Source organism: Propionivibrio sp. (assembly GCF_017995515.1).
Taxonomy (GTDB): domain Bacteria; phylum Pseudomonadota; class Gammaproteobacteria; order Burkholderiales; family Rhodocyclaceae; genus Propionivibrio.
The window spans coordinates 1-1558 of sequence record NZ_JAGOIT010000060.1 but is presented as its reverse complement, the minus strand read 5'-3'; the positions used below and the strand labels follow the sequence as shown (position 1 = coordinate 1558).

Sequence of the window (1558 nt, the reverse complement as noted above, 5' to 3'; positions counted from 1 at the left end):
CCCCAGCCAAGCGGCGCCGGAATCGACCGCCTGATCGCGCAAGCCGCCGGCCAGTGCGATCTTGGCAAAGCCCTCCAGACCTTCACAATCCGCGGCCCTTGCGCGCTGCATTTGTGCCGTCGCCTGCAGGACGCCGCAAGCGCGCGTCGCGACGACTTGCGGTGACGCACCCGGCGCCCGCAGCAGCGACGCAGCGAGCGCCGCCTCGCGCTCGTCCAGACCGTCCGGCCACTTGCCGAACAGGCCTCGGCTCATCGCCGCGACGCCGACCATCTCGCCGCGAAAACCCGCGAGGTTGAGATAGGCCTCGAGAATCTCGTCCTTCTTCCAGCGCTTTTCCAGCCACAGCGCGCTCGCCGCCTGCGACACCTTCTGCGTCACGGTGCGCCGCGCCGCCCTGGGCTTATCGTTACCCGCCAACGCTTCGGAATACTCGTCGAGCAAGCCGACGAGCTGCATGGTCAGCGTGCTCGCCCCGCGCGTGCGCGTGTTCCACAGGTTGCGCCAAGCGCTCACCGCCACGGCGCCCCAGTCGACGCCCGAGTGTTCGTAGAACTGGCGGTCTTCGGATACCAGTAGCGCACGCAGCAAGGCCGGCGAAACGTCCTCGATGCGCGTCCACGGCAAACGCCGCCCCTTCATGTCGATGCGCTTGCTCTGCAACGGTCGCCCGTCACGCGCCAGCAACCAGGCGTCGGATTCGACGTACGCAGCCCGGACTTCACGGAAGGTCGGCGCAGCCATGGCCGGCAGGCACGCAGCGCAACCCACGAGAAGCAGCAGGAAAAACACGGTGCGGTGGACAGGGAACGGACTCATTTGACAGCGGGCAGACAGGTCATAACCGGCGCGAGTGTGCCTCATCGGACGTCGCATTGCGAATTGGCAACACCAGCGGGTAACGCCAATGCCGAAGTTTTTTTGCGCCCGAAAACGAGAGTCTCATCTGGTGAGACTCTCGTTCGCGATACTGATCGCACTGCCCGATACACTTCCCCGTGCGGCAGAGCCGTCTTTCTAATGATCAACCACGAGGTCTTCGATATGAACCTGCTGCAACGACTCTTCGACCGACTGATCGGCGTCGCACAATACGAAGCGGCGCTGCGCGACAATGCCCACCGGATATTCACCGCCCCGCGCATCAACGCCGGCGCCTTCGAAAAACCCGCCTGCTGGCGCCGCGCCGGACGCGTTCAAAGACATTGTCAAACCGAATAACATGCCGGACATCGCACCATGAGAACAAAGGGAGAGCCATGAGCCAGCTGGAACGCGCCTACCGAATCGACCAACTGCTCAACGACCGCGGCGTCGTCGGCTTCGACGACCTCATGCACGCACTCGAAGTCTCGCGTGCAACGCTGATGCGCGACCTCGCCTACCTGCGCGACCGCCTCAACGCACCGATCGTCCATGACCGCGTGGCGGGCGGCTACCGCTTCAAGCACCCCACCCAGAACACCGCCCGCCCGTACGAACTTCCCGGCATCTGGTTCTCGGCCGAGGAAATCCACGCCCTGCTCACCATGCAACACCTGCTCGCCAACCTCGACAC

Annotated in this window: 3 protein-coding genes; 1 reads left to right on the top strand and 2 read right to left on the bottom strand. The window is 64.6% G+C overall.

All coding sequences use genetic code 11. The features are described from left to right. The coding region (locus KBA32_RS10975; RefSeq protein WP_294358833.1) for a biosynthetic peptidoglycan transglycosylase at nucleotides 1–819 on the bottom strand (819 nt) is incomplete at its 3' end. Between the two features lie 198 nt (nucleotides 820–1017). Then, entirely contained in the window at nucleotides 1018–1233 is a 216-nt protein-coding gene (locus KBA32_RS10970) for a hypothetical protein (protein ID WP_294358830.1), read from the bottom strand. A 26-nt stretch (nucleotides 1234–1259) separates the two neighbouring features. Between KBA32_RS10970 and KBA32_RS10965 the strand changes: the two genes are divergently transcribed. Continuing rightward, on the top strand, nucleotides 1260–1558 hold a 299-nt coding region (locus KBA32_RS10965; protein ID WP_294358828.1), incomplete at its 3' end, for an HTH domain-containing protein.